At 65.9% G+C, this 17053-nt stretch carries 15 protein-coding genes; 8 read left to right on the top strand and 7 right to left on the bottom strand.

Translation table 11 applies throughout. The features are described from left to right. Nucleotides 1-39 precede the first annotated feature (39 nt). Nucleotides 40-1284 carry a non-homologous end-joining DNA ligase gene (gene ligD, locus HNO81_RS10810; RefSeq protein WP_175318129.1) on the top strand — a complete coding sequence of 415 codons (1245 nt, stop codon included), beginning with the start codon at nucleotides 40-42 and terminating at the stop codon, nucleotides 1282-1284. A 12-nt stretch (nucleotides 1285-1296) separates the two neighbouring features. Here the strand turns inward: ligD and HNO81_RS10805 are convergent, their stop codons facing one another. Next, nucleotides 1297-2295 carry a family 16 glycosylhydrolase gene (locus HNO81_RS10805; RefSeq protein ID WP_175318128.1) on the bottom strand — a complete coding sequence of 333 codons (999 nt, stop codon included), beginning with the start codon at nucleotides 2293-2295 and terminating at the stop codon, nucleotides 1297-1299. A gap of 125 nt (nucleotides 2296-2420) precedes the next feature. Then, complete coding sequence (locus HNO81_RS10800) at nucleotides 2421-2627, bottom strand: hypothetical protein (protein ID WP_175318127.1); 207 nt, start codon at nucleotides 2625-2627, stop codon at nucleotides 2421-2423. A gap of 348 nt (nucleotides 2628-2975) precedes the next feature. Here HNO81_RS10800 and pucL point away from each other — a divergent pair, with 348 nt between their 5' ends. Both pucL and HNO81_RS10790 read left to right on the top strand, forming a co-directional pair. Beyond that, nucleotides 2976-3884 carry a factor-independent urate hydroxylase gene (pucL, locus tag HNO81_RS10795; protein WP_175318126.1) on the top strand — a complete coding sequence of 303 codons (909 nt, stop codon included), beginning with the start codon at nucleotides 2976-2978 and terminating at the stop codon, nucleotides 3882-3884. Between the two features lie 155 nt (nucleotides 3885-4039). Next, nucleotides 4040-5545 (top strand): nucleobase:cation symporter-2 family protein, encoded by a 1506-nt coding sequence (locus HNO81_RS10790; RefSeq protein ID WP_175318125.1) that lies wholly within the window; start codon nucleotides 4040-4042, stop codon nucleotides 5543-5545. A 181-nt stretch (nucleotides 5546-5726) separates the two neighbouring features. Here the strand turns inward: HNO81_RS10790 and HNO81_RS10785 are convergent, their stop codons facing one another. Then, nucleotides 5727-6482: an IclR family transcriptional regulator gene (locus tag HNO81_RS10785; RefSeq protein ID WP_175318124.1), complete on the bottom strand. Its 756-nt coding sequence runs from the start codon at nucleotides 6480-6482 to the stop codon at nucleotides 5727-5729. A gap of 220 nt (nucleotides 6483-6702) precedes the next feature. Between HNO81_RS10785 and HNO81_RS10780 the strand changes: the two genes are divergently transcribed. The 4 genes from HNO81_RS10780 to HNO81_RS10765 are packed head-to-tail and all read left to right on the top strand — an operon-like array spanning nucleotide 6703 to nucleotide 11888. After that, the gene (locus HNO81_RS10780) at nucleotides 6703-8148 is read left to right on the top strand and encodes an NAD-dependent malic enzyme (protein ID WP_175318123.1); all 1446 of its coding nucleotides are present in this window, start codon (nucleotides 6703-6705) and stop codon (nucleotides 8146-8148) included. A 36-nt stretch (nucleotides 8149-8184) separates the two neighbouring features. Further along, complete coding sequence (gene aceB, locus HNO81_RS10775) at nucleotides 8185-9783, top strand: malate synthase A (protein WP_175318122.1); 1599 nt, start codon at nucleotides 8185-8187, stop codon at nucleotides 9781-9783. Between the two features lies 1 nt (nucleotide 9784). Then, nucleotides 9785-11083, top strand: a complete 1299-nt coding sequence (locus HNO81_RS10770; protein WP_175318121.1) for an aldolase — start codon at nucleotides 9785-9787, stop codon at nucleotides 11081-11083. Beyond that, complete coding sequence (locus HNO81_RS10765; RefSeq protein ID WP_175318120.1) at nucleotides 11076-11888, top strand: bifunctional allantoicase/(S)-ureidoglycine aminohydrolase; 813 nt, start codon at nucleotides 11076-11078, stop codon at nucleotides 11886-11888. Before HNO81_RS10770 ends, HNO81_RS10765 begins: the two co-directional genes overlap by 8 nt. A gap of 81 nt (nucleotides 11889-11969) precedes the next feature. Here the strand turns inward: HNO81_RS10765 and HNO81_RS10760 are convergent, their stop codons facing one another. The 4 genes from HNO81_RS10760 to HNO81_RS10745 form a co-directional block, all read right to left on the bottom strand. Continuing rightward, nucleotides 11970-13151, bottom strand: a complete 1182-nt coding sequence (locus tag HNO81_RS10760; protein WP_175318119.1) for a zinc-dependent alcohol dehydrogenase — start codon at nucleotides 13149-13151, stop codon at nucleotides 11970-11972. Nucleotides 13152-13309: 158 nt separating this feature from the next. Further along, nucleotides 13310-14023: an HAD family hydrolase gene (locus HNO81_RS10755; RefSeq protein ID WP_175318118.1), complete on the bottom strand. Its 714-nt coding sequence runs from the start codon at nucleotides 14021-14023 to the stop codon at nucleotides 13310-13312. Then, nucleotides 14023-14313 (bottom strand): hypothetical protein, encoded by a 291-nt coding sequence (locus tag HNO81_RS10750; RefSeq protein ID WP_175318147.1) that lies wholly within the window; start codon nucleotides 14311-14313, stop codon nucleotides 14023-14025. Before HNO81_RS10750 ends, HNO81_RS10755 begins: the two co-directional genes overlap by 1 nt. A 110-nt stretch (nucleotides 14314-14423) precedes the next feature. Continuing rightward, nucleotides 14424-16232 carry a glycoside hydrolase family 15 protein gene (locus tag HNO81_RS10745; RefSeq protein WP_175318117.1) on the bottom strand — a complete coding sequence of 603 codons (1809 nt, stop codon included), beginning with the start codon at nucleotides 16230-16232 and terminating at the stop codon, nucleotides 14424-14426. 63 nt (nucleotides 16233-16295) lie between these two features. On the opposite strand from HNO81_RS10745, the gene HNO81_RS10740 reads away from it, so the two are divergent. After that, nucleotides 16296-17027, top strand: a complete 732-nt coding sequence (locus tag HNO81_RS10740) for a DUF72 domain-containing protein (protein WP_175318116.1) — start codon at nucleotides 16296-16298, stop codon at nucleotides 17025-17027. Nucleotides 17028-17053: the final 26 nt, after the last annotated feature.

Below are 17053 nucleotides of genomic sequence, written 5' to 3'. Positions count from 1 at the left end.
ACGGCTGACACCGGCCCGGGCCGCTGCTAGCGTGGCGGCATGACTCCGTCAAAGACGCCGCCCGAGGTCCTCGACATCGATGGATTCGAGGTCCGGATCTCCAGTCCGGACAAGGTGGTGTTCCCGGAGCCGGGCCTGACCAAGCTGGACCTGGTGCGCTACTACCTTGCGGTGGCCGATGGTGCCCTGCGGGGAGCCGGCGGCCGGCCCATGGTGCTGAAGCGGTTCCCCAAGGGCATCGATGCCGAGCCGTTCTTCCAAAAGCGCGTCCCGGAAAACCACCCGCCCTTCATCGACACCACCACTTTGCACTACGCCTCCGGAACCTCCGCAGAGGAAGCCGTGATCCGCAATGCCGCCGGACTGGCCTGGGTCATCAACCTTGGCTGCCTGGACCTGAACCCGCATCCGGTGCGCGCGGGGGATCTCGAACATCCGGACGAACTGCGGGTGGACCTGGATCCCATGCCGGGGGTGGAGTGGTCGCAGATCGTGGACACCGCATACGTGGCACAGGAGGTTCTGGAGGATGTGGGCCTGGTGGGGTGGCCCAAGACCAGCGGGTCGCGTGGCCTGCACATCCTGGTCCGCATCGCCCCGGAATGGTCCTACCGCGATGTCCGATTGGCTGCGGAGACCCTGGCGCGGGAAGTCGAAAACCGGGCTCCAGGCCTTGCCACGGCACGCTGGTGGAAGGAGGAACGCGGCGAGAGCGTCTTCGTGGACTTCAACCAGAACGCCAAGGACCGCACGGTCGCGTCTGCCTACTCCGTCCGGCCGCTGCCGGATGCCCGGGTCTCCGCCCCGCTCACGTGGGAGGAGATGCGCACCGCCCGCCCGGGGCAGTTCACTGTTCCCACCATGCTCGGGCGGTACGCGGAAATAGGCGACCCGCACGCCGGCATCGACGAAGCTGTTGGATCCCTGGACGGGCTGCTGGCGCTGGCCAGGGAATTGGGACCGGCGGAGAAGGCTCCGCGCAGCGGCAACGGATCCGGCCGCCGGCAATCGATCATGCCGCTGATCGAGGTTGCGCGCACCAGGACAAAGCCGGAAGCGCTGGCAGCGCTCGATGAGTGGAAGTCCCGGCACGCCGCCGTCGTCGAAGCCCTCCAGCCTGCCGACATCCTGGTGGACGGGATGCGTGGCTCAAGCTCGCTGTGGTACCGGGTACGGGTGAACCTGCAGCATGTTCCCGAATCCGGGCGGCCCCCGCAGGAAGAACTCATCGCCGACTACGATCCCTGGGCGGGCAAGCAGTGGCCGGGACGGACCGGCTCCTGACGCGGTGGGTGGCTACTGCCAGGCCCGCACCCAGTCCACCTTGACGGCTCCGGCCGGCCCCAGGGTCTTCTGGTCCGCCCAGATGCCGACGTTCAGGAGGAGGTAGTGCGGCGCATTGCCGTCGCTGGTGGGATAGGAAAACTCGAGCCGTCCGTCGAAATAGATGTCGTTGACGCCGGCCTTCCGGTGCACCCCGTAGGTGTGGTAGCCCCCGGCATAACACCCGGTGAAGTATTTGGCGGGGTGGTTCTCCGGTGAATGATAGACCGTGGTCATGGTCCCCTGCAGTGGCTCAGCGATATCGATCTCGCCGGTAGCGGGATACTTTTGGCCCGTGGTCCACCAGGCAGGCCAGTTGTAGATGCCTTCCGAGCAGGTTCCCGGAAAGTAGATCCGGGCCTCAACGTAGCCGGTGGTGTACTGGAAGCCCACATGGCCGGGCACGGCGTCCTTGGGATTGGTGGACAGCAACGCGCCCGATTCGGAATCGGACAGCTGCAGCACAGCGTTTCCGTTCTCCACCTTGACGTTGCTGGAGCAGGTCTTGACCCCGTTCTTGGTAGAACCTGGATGGCAGTCACGGAACCAGTAGGGAGTCCACAGGCTGGTGTTGAGGGTGTCGAACTCCTCATCAAGCACCAGCGACCACTGCCCTGGAGGGCCGAGTGGGCCGACGCTCCTGCTGGCCACCACCGGGGCGCCCTGGGCCGGACTCTCACTCACCGGCCCATCAGCCGCAGCTTCCCCGGGCTTGTCCGGTTCCACGGCTGCCGGGGGCTGGGCTGCCGGTGAGTCTGCCCCGCCGGGGCCGGCCGGTTGCCCGGCGGCTGCACCACCGGTGGAGTCCGGAATCTCCGTACCTTGCGTCGGGGCGGACCCGGACACCGAGGCCTCCTGTCCGGGCGCAGAGTCTTCCGGCGGGCCCTGCAGTCGGATGGCGCTGCCCGAGAGCCCGGCAACGACCAGCACACAGCACAGGACCTGCAGCAAGCGGGCTGTGGCTTGTGGCATCGTTGTCCTTCCCTCGCGCATCACGACGATGGCCAGGCCATGGACGGAGCGTGCACCCCCCAGGGCCGGCTACCTGTCCTGCAAGGCTAAAAGAATCGCCCCCGCCCGTCCCGAGTAGCTACTACTCAGCTTTGGGAACCGCTTTTACGCACTTTCCCTGCCGGGGTACGCAAGGACTGAATCCACCGGGATATGCGGCCGGTGGCGTGGAGGCGGTCCTCGGGAACGTAGAGATCAGGATCTATTCCTCCCCCGAGCGGAAGGTAGAAGTCCTGCGCCGCGGCACCGGTGGACGGGACGGCGGCCAGGGCCTGGTTTTCCTGCTGGTACATCGGAACCTCCTTTTTCATATTATGGAAAGCAATTTTTGCTATGTGAAAAGACTAGGCTGCCGGCGAGGAGCGGTCAAGGGTCCCGGCGCCTCCCGCAAACAGCCCGCGCGGTCACAAATGAAATTTAGGTCCTGTGATGTACACCACCGCAAAGGAGGGGTACGCTGTTAGGCAACTCGTGGCGCACGTCACGTAACCTGGGAGCAGCAGGCAGGGTCGTAATGAGCTGGCATCAATGGATGCCGGCTCTTTTTTGTTGGGTCGGCACCACCGGAAACGCGCTTGAAACGCGCGCTTAATTTCAGTGATGGAACCTTGGTTCCACTTACCGGAGATTGGGAAAAGACCATGAGCAGCAAGATCATTCTCGGCGAAAACCAGTACGGCAAAGCCGAAGTCCGCGTCGTCAAGATCACCCGGGATACAAACCGCCACGAGATCGAAGACCTGAACGTCACCTCGCAGCTGCGCGGCGACTTCAGCGCGGCCCACCTGGAGGGCGACAATGCCCACGTGGTGGCCACGGACACCCAGAAGAACACCATTTACGCCTTTGCCCGCGACGGCATCGGCTCACCGGAAGCGTTCCTCCTGCGCCTCGGGGAGCACTTCACCTCCAGCTTCGATTGGGTCACCGGGGGACGCTGGGCAGCCGAGTCCTACGCCTGGAACCGGATCCAGGCCCACGGCAGCGAACACGACCACTCGTTCGTCCGCAACGGCCAGGAAGTCCGCACCGCCGTCCTGGTCCGGGACGGCGCCACCAGCCACCTGATCTCCGGACTCAAGGACCTGACCGTCCTGAAGTCCACGCAGTCAGGCTTCGTCGGCTATCCCCGGGACCGTTACACCACCCTTCCGGAAACCACCGACCGCATCCTGGCCACGGACGTTTCCGCCCGCTGGCGCTTCAAGACCGGCACCGACTTCAGCACCCTCGACTTCAACAAGAGCTACGACGACGTCAAGGGCCTCCTGCTCGAAGGCTTCACGGAGAAGTATTCCCACGCCCTGCAGCAGACGCTGTTCGACATGGGCACCAAGGTGCTTGAGGCACACAGCGAAATTGACGAGATCAAGTTCTCCATGCCCAACAAGCACCACTTCCTCGTTGACCTCTCGCCGTTCGGCCTGGACAACCCCAACGAGGTCTTCTTTGCGGCCGACCGGCCGTACGGCCTGATCGAGGCCACCGTCCAGCGCGACGACGCAGCCGCAGCGCCGGCAGCCTGGTCCGGCATCGCCGGATTCTGCTAAACCACAACTCGCAGGGGCGGCGGGCCCAATCCACGACGGTTGGGCCCGCCGCAGCACCCCATTTTGAGCTTCAACGCCCCATCTTGAGCTTCACCCGTTAGCCAGACACCAGTTAGCCAGACGATGACGTCTGCCATGAACCAAGAAAGTCTGCCATGAACACCAAGAAGAAACTGGCCGCCGCAGCCGCTGGAAAAAGCGCACGGCCCGCCCGCCCCGAGGACCAGCGGCTCCCCATCGGAAGCATGTTTGCCTACGGCTTCCAGCACGTCCTCACCATGTACGGCGGCATCATCGCCCCGCCCCTGATCATCGGCGCAGCCGCAGGAATGAACTCGCAGGACATTGGCCTGCTCATCGCCGCCTGCCTGTTCGTCGGTGGCCTCGCCACCATCCTGCAGACCGTCGGCATCCCGTTCTTCGGCTCCCAGTTGCCCCTGGTCCAGGGCGTCTCCTTTGCCGGAGTCTCCACCATGGTGGCAATCGTCCACGGCGGCGGCGGCATCCAGGCTGTCTTTGGTTCCGTCATCGCGGCCTCCCTGATCGGCCTGCTGATCACGCCGCTGTTCTCGAAGATCATCCGCTTCTTCCCGCCGGTGGTGACCGGCACCGTGATCACCACCATCGGCCTGACGCTGATGCCGGTGGCGGCCAACTGGGCCATGGGCGGCAACAACAAGGCGCCGAACTACGGCAGCGTGGCGAACATCGGGCTGGCAGCGGCCACCATGGGCATCGTCCTGCTCTTGAGCAAAGTGGGCAGCGCAGCGATTTCCCGCCTGTCGATCCTGCTGGCCATGGTCCTCGGCACGCTGATCGCGGTGGTCTTCGGCATGGCCGATTTCTCCAAGGCAGGCCAGGGCGAAATCGTCGCCTTCCCCACCCCGTTCGCCTTTGGGCCGCCCACGTTCGAACTCGCAGCCATCATCTCCATGCTGATCGTCATCCTGGTGACCCTTACCGAGACCTCCGCGGACATCATCGCCGTGGGCGAGATCGTGGGCACCAAAGTGGACTCCAAGCGGATCGGCAACGGCCTGCGCGCAGATATGCTCTCCAGCGCCGTCTCCCCGCTCTTCAACTCCTTCACCCAGAGCGCGTTCGCACAGAACGTCGGCCTGGTGGCCATTACGGGCGTGAAGAGCCGGTTCGTGGTCAGCGCCGGCGGCGTGATCCTGGTGGTCCTTGGCCTGCTGCCCGTGCTGGGGCGTGTGGTCGCAGCCGTGCCCACCCCCGTCCTGGGCGGCGCCGGCGTGGTCCTCTTCGGAACGGTGGCAGCCAGCGGCATCCGGACCCTGTCCAAGGTGGATTACAAGAACAACATGAACCTGATCGTCGTGGCAGCCTCGATCGGCTTCGGCATGATCCCCATCGCCGCCCCGACGTTCTACGACCAGTTCCCCTCCTGGTTCGGCACCATCTTCCACTCGGGCATCAGCTCGGCCGCGGTCATGGCCATCCTGCTGAACCTTCTCTTCAATCACCTTCGGGCCGGAAACTCGGACAACCAGTCCGTCTTCGTCGCCGGAACCGAGCGCCTGGTGCGTGCCGAGGACCTGAACTGCCTGGCAGAAGGCGACCGGTTCGAAAACGGCAAGCTCATCGACTGCGACGGCAAGGAAGTCCCCGTGCAGTCCGCGCAGCAGGCGTCAGAGCACTGACCCTGCCCGGATTCGTCCAGACCCGCAGGTTCCCTTGTTAGGCCTGGACGGCCGGGGAACCGGCGGGTACGACGACGGCCCGCACCTTTCGCGAAAGGTGCGGGCCGTCGTCGTACCCCACCCGCACCCTAACCTCGCAAGCTCGGCAAGGGTACCCTGCGGGCGTGGGCCCCTCAGAAGGTCAGGTGCGGTTGAGCTCGCGGGAGATGGCCTCGGCCGCTTCGCGGAGGATGGGCACCGCCTTGTCCGCGAAGTTTCCGTCCACCCGGGACACGGGGCCCGAGACCGAGATCGCCGCGGGCGTCGGTGCGTTGGGCACCGCCATGGCGAAGCAGCGGACGCCCAGTTCCTGCTCCTCCTCGTCGATGGAGTAGCCACGCTCGCGGATGAGCTTGAGGTCGGCCAGGAGCTCTTCAACGTCGCCGATGCTCTTGGGCGTGGGGGTGGGCATTCCGGCGCGGGCCACAATGCCCCGCACCGTGTCGTCGTCGAGCTGGGCCAGGATGGCTTTGCCCACGCCGGTGGCGTGGGTATGGGCGCGCCGGCCAACCTCGGTAAACATGCGCATGGAGTGCAACGACGGGACCTGGGACACGTAGATCACCATGTCGGAATCCAGGACGGCCATATTGGCGGTCTCCCCCAGACGGTCCACCAGGACTTTCAGCTGCGGCTGGGCCAGGGCGCCGAGCTGCTTGTTGGCACCCTCACCCAAGCGGATGAGCCGGGGGCCAAGGGCGTAGCGCCGGTTGGGCAGCTGGCGGATGTAGCCCAGCGACACCAGCGTGCGGAGCAGGCGGTGGATGGTGGGGAGCGGGAGGTCGGTGGAAGACGAGAGCTCGCTGAGGGTGACGTCGCCACCGGCATCAGTGATGAGTTCCAGCAGTTCGAAGACGCGCTCTACCGATTGCACCCCGCCGGACGCTTTTTCTGCCATTCCGTTGTCTCCTGTGGCTCGGAATCCGACAACTCTTATCCGCATCGTGAAAAGAGTTGCTTAGAACACCCAAGATACAGCACCGCCGGTCCCCTTGCGTTGCCGGTGGCAGTCGCATTCGTCAGGGGTTGTGTTTCCATAAAGTAGATAATAATATCCATAATACGAAAACATTCGGATCAGAGCACATGCCGGACCCGGCCTAACAGGAGGACATTCAATGGCGAACCCCAGCCCCGGAAATTCGATCACCCTGCGCGTGGAAGCACCCTCGAGCTTCAGCGCCACCAGCGAACTTGCCGCTGCCGTTGGAGCAGCCGGCGCGGCCATCACCGCCCTGGACGTCACCGAGTCCCACCACGAGACCCTCGTCGTCGACGTCACCTGCAACACCACCGACGACGCCCACGCCGCACGCGTCAAGGACGCCCTCAACGCACTCGAGGGCGTCACGGTCCAGCACGTTTCGGACCGCACGTTCCTGATGCACCTGGGCGGCAAGCTCGAGGTCGTTCCCAAGGTGCCGCTGCGCAACCGTGACGATCTCTCCCGGGCCTACACCCCCGGCGTCGCCCGCGTTTGCCTGGCCATCGCCGAGGACCCTGCCGCCGCCCGCAACCTGACCGTCAAGCGCAACACCGTCGCGGTGGTCACGGACGGGTCCGCCGTGCTGGGCCTGGGCAACATCGGCCCCGCCGCAGCCCTGCCGGTCATGGAGGGCAAGGCTGCCCTGTTCAAGCAGTTCGCCAACGTGGACGCCTGGCCCGTCTGCCTGGACACCCAGGACACGGAGGAGATCATCCGCACCGTCAAGCTCCTGGCACCGGTCTACGGCGGCGTCAACCTGGAGGACATCGCCGCCCCGCGCTGCTTCGAGATCGAGGCCCGCCTGCGCGAGGAACTGGACATCCCGGTGTTCCACGATGACCAGCACGGCACGGCCATCGTGACCCTGGCTGCCCTGGTCAACGCCCTGCGCGTAGTGGGCAAGAAGATCGACGAGGTGAAGATCGTGGTGTCCGGCGTCGGTGCCGCCGGTTCTGCCATCATCCAGCTGCTCAAGGCGCAGGGCGCCCGGCACATCGTGGCCGCCGGCCGGTCGGGCGCCATCCACAAGGGTGAAACATACAACGATCCCCACCGGACCTGGATCGCTGACAACACGAACGCCGAAGGTTTCTCCGGCAGCCTGCACGAAGCCCTGGTCGGCGCGGACGTCTTCATCGGCGTTTCCGCCCCGAACATCCTGGCTGAAGAGCACGTGGCCTCCATGGCGAAGGATTCCATTGTGTTCGCGATGGCCAACCCCACCCCGGAGGTGGACCCGGTCATCGCGTCCCGGCACGCCGCGGTAGTGGCCACCGGCCGCAGCGACTTCCCCAACCAGATCAACAACGTCCTGGCCTTCCCCGGACTCTTCCGCGGACTCCTGGACGTGGGCGCCAGCGACATCACCCCCGAGATGCTGGTGGCCGCGGCGGAAGCAATCGCAGACCGCGTGAATGATAATGAGCTCAATGCCAGCTATATCATTCCCAGCATCTTCGACCCGCACGTGACCGCCAACGTCGCGGCCGCCGTGGCAGCCGCAGCCCAGACCTCCAACGTTGCAACGGCTGCCGAACCGGCCGAATCCGCAGCGGAGCCGGCACTCGCCTCCGCCTGAACCGCCCGACTTCCCAGCCCAAGGAAAGGACCAGAAATGGCCATCACCGTCACAGATCCCCGGCCGATCGACCGCGCAGAGGAGATCCTCACGCCGAAGGCCCTGGCATTCGTGGAGGAACTCCACAACCGCTTCGCCGGCACCCGCAACGAGCTCCTGGCTGCCCGGGCCGTCAAGCGGCAGCGCGTCGCCGAGACCGGCAAGCTGGACTTCCTGCCGGAGACCAAGGACGTGCGCGGCGGCGACTGGAAGGTTGCGCCGGCACCGGCGGCCCTGCTGGACCGCCGGGTGGAAATGACCGGCCCCGCATCGCCGGCGAAGATGGCCATTAATGCCCTGAACTCCGGCGCCAAGGTGTGGCTGGCGGACCTTGAGGACGCCAGCACACCCACCTGGGCCAACGTCATCGACGCCATCCTCAACCTCCGGGACGCCGCCCAGGGGACCCTCAGCTTCACTTCGGAGGAAGGCAAGGAATACCGCCTGCGCACCGACGCGCCGCTCGCCGTCGTGGTGGCCCGCCCCCGCGGCTGGCACATGCAGGAGAAGCACCTGCTGGTCAACGGCGAACCGGCCGTGGGCGCCCTGGTGGACTTCGGGCTGCACTTCTTCCACATCGCCAAGCAGCTGGTCCTCAACGGCCAGGGCCCGTACTACTACCTGCCCAAGATGGAAAGCCACCTTGAGGCACGCCTATGGAACGATGTCTTCGTTTTCGCGCAGGACTTCCTGGGCCTGAACCAAGGCACCATCCGGGCCACGGTGCTGATCGAGACCATCCCGGCCGCTTTTGAGATGGACGAGATCCTTTACGAACTGCGCGACCACGCGTCCGGCCTCAACGCCGGACGCTGGGACTACCTGTTCAGCATCATCAAGTACTTCCGGGATGCCGGCGAGGAATTTGTCCTGCCGGACCGCGCCTCCGTGGCGATGACCGCCCCCTTCATGCGCGCCTACACCGAGCTCCTGGTCAAGACCTGCCACAAGCGCGGCGCCTTCGCCATGGGCGGGATGGCGGCCGTTATTCCCAACCGCAGGCACCCCGAAGTGACCGAGGCAGCTTTCGAGAAGGTCCGCGCGGACAAGACCCGCGAGGCAAACGACGGCTTCGATGGCTCCTGGGTTGCCCACCCGGACCTGGTCCCCACCTGCCGCGAAGTGTTCGACTCCGTGCTCGGCGACAAGCCCAACCAGGTGGACAAGCAGCGCCCCGACGTTTCGGTCACCGCCGGGCAGTTGCTGGACGTGCAGTCCGCCGACGGCCAGGTCACCGAAGCCGGCCTGCGGCTCAACCTCTACGTGGCTGTTGCCTACACGGCCGTCTGGCTGTCCGGGAACGGCGCCGTGGCCATCCACAACCTGATGGAGGACGCCGCCACCGCCGAGATCTCCCGTTCGCAGGTGTGGCAGCAGATCCGCAACAAGTCCATCCTGGCGGACACGGGCAACACCGTTACCAAGGAACTGGTGGAGCGGGTGCTTGGCGAGGAAACCGAGCGGCTCCGCACCGAATTCGGCGACGAGGCATTCCGCCGCTACTACCAGCCGGCCAGCGAACTGATCGCGGACATCTGCCTCTCCGACGACTACACGGACTTCCTCACCACGCCCGCCTACGAGCTGGTGGGCTGAGATGGGAGCACCCAAGTCTTCGCTGACCGCGGGGGACCTGGCACGCATCGACGGACAGCTTGCCGCCACGGACCGGCTGCTGGAGCAGAACTACCCGGGCGACGACGGCTCCCGCCAGCCCGTGCACACGGTGTACGTCCCGGCGGACCGGTTCACGCCGTCGTTCGCGGCCGACTGGGGCGCCCAGGCGACCGCGGCGGCGGAAGCCCACGGCGGCTTCGGGAACGTGGGACGGCTGCTGGGCCAGGACGCCGGGCTGGCCGACGCCGTGGCAGGCCGCGTCCAGGCCAAGCTCCAAACCGAGCCCGTTGAGGACCTGCGCCTGGACTTCGAGGACGGCTTCGGGGACAGGGGCGACGACGCCGAGGACGCCGCCGCGGTAGCCGCAGCGTCAGCGGTAGCCCAGGCAGTCGCTGCCGGGTCCGCTCCCCCGTTCATCGGCATCCGCTTCAAATGCTTCGAGGCAGCCACCCGGAGCCGCGGGCTGCGGACCCTGGACCTGTTCGTCTCGGGCCTCGCCACTGCCGGCGAACTGCCGGACGGCCTGGTCCTGACGCTGCCCAAGGTCACCACCGTGGCCCAGGTCCAGGCCATGGACTACGCCGTATCCCGGCTCGAGGAAGTCCACGGGCTGCCTGCCGGCCGCCTCCGTTTCGAGGTCCAGGTGGAAACGCCCCAACTCATCCTGGGCCCGGACGGCACGTCCCCGGTGGCGCAACTGCCGCATGCCGTCCCCGGCCGGATCAGCGGCCTGCACTACGGCACCTACGACTACTCGGCTTCCCTGCAGATCTCGGCCGAGTACCAGTCCATGGAGCACCCGGTGGCCGACTTCGCCAAGGAGGTCATGCAGCTGGCAGTCGCCGGTACCGGCATCCGGCTCTCCGACGGGTCCACCAACATCATCCCGGTGGGCGACAACGTGGAGAACGCCTGGCAACTGCACGGACGGCTGGTCCGGCGGTCCCTGGAACGCGGCTACTACCAGGGCTGGGACCTGCACCCGGCCCAGCTGCCCAGCCGGTTCGCTGCCACCTACGCCTTCTACCGCCAAGGCCTGCCGGCAGCGTCCGCGCGCCTGCGCAACTACGTCGAACAGACCGAGGGCGGCGTCATGGACGAGCCCGCCACCGCCCGCGCCCTTGCCGCCTTCGTCCTTCGAGGCGTCCAGTGCGGCGCAGTGGGTGCGGAGGAAGTCCTGGCGCTGGCCGGCGTCGGGATTCCGCAGCTCACCGCACTGGCCCACCCGCGGCTCGCCACCACTTCCAATTCCTCAGCAAAGGATTCGTTCCATGGGTAAGTACTACTCCCCCAGCGGCGGACTGCCGCCCCAGACGCACCTCACCACCGAGCGCGCCATCGTCACCGAGGCGTACACGGTGATCCCGAAGGGCGTGATGACGGACATCGTCACCTCCAACCTGCCGGGCTTTTCGAACACCCGTTCCTGGATCATTGCCCGCCCCATCTCGGGCTTCGCCACCACGTTCTCGCAGCTGATCGTCGAGATCGCTCCGGGCGGCGGCGCCCCGAAGGCCGAGTTCGAGTCCGGCGTCGAAGGCGTGGTCTTCGTGACCAAGGGCAAGCTGAACCTCACCCTCGACGGCGAACTGCACCACCTCGAAGAGGGCGGCTACGCCTACCTCGCAGCGGGATCGGAATGGGGCGTTGAGAACGTCTCGGACGACGTCGTCTCCTACCACTGGATCCGCAAGGCCTACGAGCGGCTGGAGGGGTATGAGGCCAAGTCCTTCGTCACCAACGAGAAGGACGTCGAGCCTACGTCCATGCCGGACACCAATGACGTGTGGAAGACCACCCGCTTCACGGACTCCAGCGACCTGGCGCACGACATGCAGGTCAACATCGTCACGTTCCAGCCGGGCGGCGTGATTCCGTTCCCCGAGACGCACGTCATGGAACACGGCCTGTACGTCCTGGAAGGCAAGGCCATGTACCTGCTGAACAACGACTGGGTGGAGGTGGAGGCCGGTGACTTCATGTGGCTCCGCGCCTTCTGCCCGCAGGCCTGCTACGCCGGCGGCCCCGGAGAATTCCGCTACCTGCTCTACAAGGACATGAACCGCCAGGTGAAGCTCACCTAGGAGTTCCCCGGCCTGTCCGGGCAGCAGCAGGGGCCGTTACGGATATCCGTGACGACCCCTGCTTTTTGCCGTTGGTGGAGCTTAGGCGCCCGGGTTCAGGACCACCTTGATGCAGCCGTCTTCCTTTTTCTGGAACTTCTCGTACAGGGCCGGGGCTCCATCCAGGCCCGACCGGTGGGTGACCAGGTCCATCACGCCCAGCGGATCGGCGTCGTCCTCCACGAAGGGAAGGATGTCGTCGGTCCAGCGCCGGACGTTGCACTGGCCCATGCGCACCTGGAGCTGCTTGTCGAACATGGTGAGCAGTGGCATCGGGCTGGCCGTGCCGCCGTACACGCCGCCCAGCGACAGCGTGCCGCCGCGGCGGACCGCATCAATCGAGGCGTGCAGAGCCGCCAGCCGGTCAACGCCGCCGGTCTCCATTGCCTTCTGGGCCAGCTTGTCCGGCAGCAGGCCCAGGGCCTGGTGGGCGAACCCTGCCACCGGCGAGCCGTGGGCTTCCATGCCGACGGCGTCAACCACCGCGTCAGGGCCGCGCCCGCCGGTCATCTCCCGGAGTTCGTCCGCGATGGTTTTGCTGTAATCGAGCGTTTCCACGCCGTGCCGTTCCGCCATGGCGCGCCGTTCAGCGACGGGGTCGATCCCGATCACCCGGAAACCGCGGTGCACGCCGATGCGTCCGGCGAACTGGCCCACCGGCCCCAGTCCAAAGACCGCGAGCGTGCCGCCGGGCGGGACGTCCGCATATTCCACGGCCTGCCAGGCGGTGGGGAGGATGTCGGACAGGAACAGGTAGCGCTCGTCCGGAAGTTCGCTGCCCACTTTTACCGGCCCGTAGTCGGCGTGCGGCACGCGCAGGTACTCGGCCTGGCCACCGGGAACGGAACCGTAGAGCTCCGAGTAGCCGAAGAGGGCGGCACCGGAGCCTTTTTCCTTGACCTGGGTGGTTTCGCACTGGGACTGCAGGCCCTGCTTGCACATGAAGCAGGAACCGCAGGAGATGTTGAAGGGGACCACCACGCGGTCCCCCTTGCGGAGGTTGGTGACTCCGCTGCCCACTTCCTCCACGATGCCCATGGGTTCGTGCCCGATGACGTCGCCCTTGTGCATGTACGGGCCCAGGACCTCGTAAAGGTGCAGGTCCGAGCCGCAGATGGCGGTGGAGGTGATCCGGACGATCGCGTCCGTGGGCTCCTGGATGACGGGATCGGGCACTTCTTCAACGCTAACCGACCGTTTTCCTTGCCACGTCAGTGCTTTCACAGTCTCCCTTTCGCTGTGGTTTTGCCCGGGGTTCTCCCGGGGCGGGCAGGACGTCCGGGGACGCCCTTTCTTCGACGCTATCTGTTTTCAGCGTAAAAAGTAAGCATACTGACTAAATCTGGAAACCGACGCCGGAGGATGTCACCCACCGGCAGGATTTACGGGTTCTGCTGCAACTCCAGCAGCCGCCCGATGGCACTGGAGCCCAGATTGTCCAGGAGGTGGCGAGGATCGTCATAGACCTCCGCAGCACCAGCTTCGCGGAGTTTGGCCTCATGGATACCGCCGCAGGTCAGCCCGATGGCGGGGATACCCAGCGCACCGGCAGCCTTCATGTCCCACACCGCATCACCCACGTAGACGGCATCGGCAGCATCGACACCCACGGCAGCCAGGGCCGCCTCCAGGATGTCCGGGGCAGGCTTGCTCTCCTTCGCATCATTGGCGCTGGTGGCTGCGTCAATGAAGGCATCGGCATCCAGCACCGAGCGCATGACCTGCAGGTCCCGCTCCCGCGCCGAGGAGGCCAACGCAACAGCCAGGCCGCCGGCATGGCACCGGCCCAGCAGGTCCCTTGCGCCGTTGAGCGTACGGAGTGAAGGCCAGTGCGAGGCGTACAGCGCACCGTGGCTGGCCATGATGTCCTGGTCCTCGTCACGGTCCCGCCCGGACGGCAGGAGGTTGTCCAGCAACCGGGCCCCGCCCATACCCACCAGCTGGTGGATGGCCGCCATGGGCACGTCGTGGCCGTATTGGCGGAAGGCGCTCCACCAGGAGACAGTGTGAAGATACGAAGAGTCGATCAGTGTTCCGTCGACGTCAAACAGAACCCCCCGGCGGAGTCCGCCAGGGGGTGCGCTGGAGAGAGCCATCAGCCTACTGCCGCCCGTCGAACGCCCGGGGCCTTTTTCAACCTGACAGCCTCCTCTTTCGGGGAGTCTACGGGGCGCACGCGCTCGCGGATCACAGACCCGGCACCATCCAGGCTTTTGTCCCGGATCAGTCCAGTGCCGGCGATTTCCCGCGCCATGGCAACGCCAGCAACAGCCGCGCGCTTCGTGGGGAAGGTGACGGAGATGGCCATAAGGTTTCCGCTCCCATCCATCATCCTGATCCGGTAACCACCGTCAGGGGCATCAACGAGTTCAAAAAATCCGGCCATAGGTATCACTCCTCCATCAATCACGGCACTGTGCTTGGGAGCACTCCATGAGGTGTTAGTAAGTATACTTATCTATCACTTGAAGGAGAAGTTCCAACCTTGGGCGGGCCTCAGCGCGTATCAGCCTGAGCAGCCGGCAGCGGGGTGTCAGTGCGCCGAACCGTATCCTGATGGAGCTCCAGGGCGCTGGTCACCAAGGCGAAATGGCTGAATGCCTGCGGCGTATTGCCCAACTGGCGCCCGGCTTTCACGGCCCACTCCTCGCTCAGCAGTCCCACGTCGTTGCGCAGTTCCAGCAGCCGCTCGAAAAGTTCACGCGACTCCTCATGGCGCCCGGCTCCCAGGAGCGCCTCCACCATCCAGAATGAACAGGCCAGGAAGACGCCCTCGTCACCGGGCAGGCCGTCGTCGCTCTCTGACGGTTTGTAGCGGAGCACGAATCCGTCCTGGGTCAGCTCCCGCTGGATGGCTTCGATGGTGCCGATGACCTTGGGATCATCGTTGGGCAGGAACCCCACCCGGGGAATCAGCAGCAGGCTGGCGTCCAGCTCCGGCCGCCCGTAGGACTGGACAAACGTATTGCGCTTGGCGTCGAATCCGTTGGCCATGATGTCGCCGCGGATCTGCTCCCGCAGCGCTTCCCACCGCTCCACCGGACCGGGAAGGCCTGATTCCCGCACCCCCTTGACCATCCGGTCCGCCGCCACCCAGGCCATGAGTTTGGAGTGAGTGAAATGGCGGCGCGGGCCGCGCATCTCCCACAACCCGTTATCCGGCTGGTCCCAGATGGTCTCCAAGTGTTCCATCAGGGCAATCTGGACGTCCCATGCCTCATCGGTATGCTTCAGCAGCGAATTGCGGGTGAGCGCGAGGCAGTCGAGGACCTCACCCCAGACGTCCAGCTGGAACTGCTCCGCCGCAGCATTGCCGATCCGGACCGGCGTTGAATTTTCATAGCCTTTCAGCCATGGCAGCTCCAGCTCCGGCAGCCGCCGCTCGCCGTGGATCCCGTACATGATCTGCAGGTCCGCGGGATCTCCGGCAACGGCCCGGAGCAGCCAGTCCCTCCAGGCGGCTGCCTCTGCCGTGTAGCCGGCGGCCAGCAGGGCCTGCAGGGTCATCGCGGCGTCCCGCAGCCAGCAGTAGCGGTAGTCCCAGTTCCGCTGGCCTCCCGGCTGCTCCGGCAGGGACGTCGTGACGGCGGCGACGATGCCGCCCGTGGGGGCGTAGGTCAGCGCCTTAAGTGTCACCAGGGACCGGACCACCGCGTCCTGGTACTTGCCCTCTACCGTGCACTGCGAGGACCAGCCCCGCCAGAACGCGCAGGTGCTCTCAAGGACGTCCTGGGCATCGACACTGACTGGCCGCCCCACGTGGCTTGGGGCCCAGGTCAGCACGAACGGCACCTTCTCGCCGGCGCTTACCGTGAATTCGCTGACGGTGTGCATGTTCTCGCCATGCAGGGGCGCCGGTGTGACCAGGTAGACGGCGTCCGGGCCTGCGATGGCATGCAGCCCGTGCTTGTCCTTCCGGACCCACGGCACAATGTGCCCGTAATCGAACCGCAGGATCAGTTCCCCGCGCATCCTGACGGTTCCGCTCACGCCCTCCACGATCCGGACAATGTCCGCCACGGAGTCCCGGGGCGGCATGAAATCGGTGACCCGCACTGTTCCGTCCGGCGTCTCCCATTCTGTGTCCAGCACCAAGGTGCCGTCGCGGTAGCTGCGGCGCGTGCATGCCCCTCCGCCCTCCGGCGCCAGCAGCCAGCGCCCGGCATCCGGCGTGTCCAGCAGCGCGTTGAAGCACGCCGGGGAGTCGAACCGCGGCAGGCAGAGCCAGTCGATCGAGCCCTCTTTACTGACCAGCGCCCCTGTTTGAAGGTCGCCAACTACCGCATAGTCTTCGATTCGCGCCATGTCATTACCCTGCCACACAGGGCCCCGAAGGGAAGGGAAACGTGCAGGTGTAGCCTGAGGGAAATGGCCATCCACATCGGCACCTCCGGCTGGAGCTACGACCACTGGGAGAACGTCCTGTACCCGCCCGGGCTGCCCGCCCGGGACAGGCTCCAGTGCTACGTCGCCAGGTTTACGACGGTTGAATTGAACGCCAGCTTCTACCGCTGGCCCAGGGACACCACCTTTGCGGGCTGGAACAGGCGCCTCCCTCCCGGTTTCACCATGTCCGTGAAGGCGCCCCGCGGGCTGACCCATGCCCGCAAGCTCTATGCACCGGAAGTCTGGATCGAGCGCATCACCAGGTGCTGGCATGAGCTGGGGGATAAACGTGCCGTGCTCCTGGTGCAGCTACCCCCGCAGTTCGAGCGCGACGACGCACGGCTGGACTACTTCCTGGCAGGACTTCCCTCCTGGATCAGGATGGCCGTGGAGTTCAGGCACTCCAGCTGGGACAGCCCCGACGTCTTCGCCCTGCTGGAGCGGCACCAGGCGGCCTACTGCGTCATGAGCGGCGCCAACCTCCCCTGCATCCTGCGGACCACGGCACCTTTCGCCTACGTGCGGCTCCACGGGCCGGACCATGAACACCTGTACGGCGGCTCCTACCCGGACGCTGACATGCACTGGTGGGCCGGGCGGATCCGTGAGTGGGACGGCGCAGGCATCGACGTCTACGCCTACTTCAACAACGACGGCGGCGGGAACGCCGTGCGGAACGCCGACACCCTGCGCGCGATCCTGGGCGTCAGCTGATGCCGGTTTCCGTGCTGTGGCAGAGT

It is taken from the genome of Pseudarthrobacter sp. C4D7 (genome assembly GCF_013359725.1).
Classification (GTDB): domain Bacteria; phylum Actinomycetota; class Actinomycetes; order Actinomycetales; family Micrococcaceae; genus Arthrobacter.
This window is presented reverse-complemented; position numbering and strand designations above follow the sequence as displayed.

Coding starts and splice junctions, on each gene's coding strand:
- pucL (WP_175318126.1), top strand. CDS start 2,976: ATGAGCAGCAAGATCATTCTCGGCGAAAACCAGTACGGCAAAGCCGAA.
- HNO81_RS10755 (WP_175318118.1), bottom strand. CDS start 14,023: ATGGCTCTCTCCAGCGCACCCCCTGGCGGACTCCGCCGGGGGGTTCTG.
- HNO81_RS10740 (WP_175318116.1), top strand. CDS start 16,296: ATGGCCATCCACATCGGCACCTCCGGCTGGAGCTACGACCACTGGGAG.
- HNO81_RS10770 (WP_175318121.1), top strand. CDS start 9,785: ATGGGAGCACCCAAGTCTTCGCTGACCGCGGGGGACCTGGCACGCATC.
- HNO81_RS10790 (WP_175318125.1), top strand. CDS start 4,040: ATGAACACCAAGAAGAAACTGGCCGCCGCAGCCGCTGGAAAAAGCGCA.
- HNO81_RS10765 (WP_175318120.1), top strand. CDS start 11,076: ATGGGTAAGTACTACTCCCCCAGCGGCGGACTGCCGCCCCAGACGCAC.
- HNO81_RS10785 (WP_175318124.1), bottom strand. CDS start 6,482: ATGGCAGAAAAAGCGTCCGGCGGGGTGCAATCGGTAGAGCGCGTCTTC.
- HNO81_RS10800 (WP_175318127.1), bottom strand. CDS start 2,627: ATGTACCAGCAGGAAAACCAGGCCCTGGCCGCCGTCCCGTCCACCGGT.
- HNO81_RS10805 (WP_175318128.1), bottom strand. CDS start 2,295: ATGCCACAAGCCACAGCCCGCTTGCTGCAGGTCCTGTGCTGTGTGCTG.
- aceB (WP_175318122.1), top strand. CDS start 8,185: ATGGCCATCACCGTCACAGATCCCCGGCCGATCGACCGCGCAGAGGAG.
- ligD (WP_175318129.1), top strand. CDS start 40: ATGACTCCGTCAAAGACGCCGCCCGAGGTCCTCGACATCGATGGATTC.
- HNO81_RS10780 (WP_175318123.1), top strand. CDS start 6,703: ATGGCGAACCCCAGCCCCGGAAATTCGATCACCCTGCGCGTGGAAGCA.
- HNO81_RS10745 (WP_175318117.1), bottom strand. CDS start 16,232: ATGGCGCGAATCGAAGACTATGCGGTAGTTGGCGACCTTCAAACAGGG.
- HNO81_RS10750 (WP_175318147.1), bottom strand. CDS start 14,313: ATGGCCGGATTTTTTGAACTCGTTGATGCCCCTGACGGTGGTTACCGG.